At 66.7% G+C, this 693-nt stretch carries 1 pseudogene; it reads right to left on the minus strand.

Going from position 1 to position 693, the window contains the following annotated elements:
- Positions 1–693, minus strand: a pseudogene (locus EFE23_RS27875) (hypothetical protein); the annotation flags it as partial.

Below are 693 nucleotides of genomic sequence, written 5' to 3' on the forward strand. Positions count from 1 at the left end.
TCAGTTGAAGCAGTCCTTGACGGTGCCGGCGCAGTTGGTCGGGTCGTTGTTGGTCACGGTCGACTCGTCGTCGAGGCGGACCTTGCCCTTGTGGTTGAGGATGCCGCCGGCGACGCGGTGGCCCTTGGAGCTGTCGGTGGCGGTGTTCTTCGTGACGCGGGTCTTGGTCAGGGTGACGGTGCCCTCGTTGTTGAAGATGCCGCCGCCGTTCTCGGCGGTGTTGGCCTTGATCTCGGTGTCGCGCAGGGTGAGTCGGGCGTTGTCGCCGTCGCCCTCGATCCACTCCTGGTAGCCCTCTTCGACCTTGTAGAGGCCTTCTTCGCCGTTGAAGATGCCGCCGCCGAAGTGTCCGGCGGTGTTCTCGGCGATGGTGCTGTCGGCGATGGTGGCGGTCGCTTCCTGCTCGCGGCCGTCCTGGGGCACGAGGTCCACCTTCTTGTGCCCGCCGGTGTTGACGATGCCGCCGCCGTCCTTGTCGGCGTGGTTCTTGACCACGGCGACCTTCTTCAGGTCGAGGTCGGTGTTGCGGGCGTAGATGCCGCCGCCGCTGTCGCAGGCGGTGTTGCCCTTGACGACCGACAGGGCGATCTTGACGAAGCCGCCGGAGCTGAACACACCGCCGCCGTTCTCACCGGCCCGGTTGTCGACGATGGCGCTCTTGACGATCTCCACCGTGCCGGCCTCGTCCCGGCC

The organism is Micromonospora solifontis (assembly GCF_003725545.1).
GTDB classification, from domain to species: domain Bacteria; phylum Actinomycetota; class Actinomycetes; order Mycobacteriales; family Micromonosporaceae; genus Micromonospora; species Micromonospora solifontis.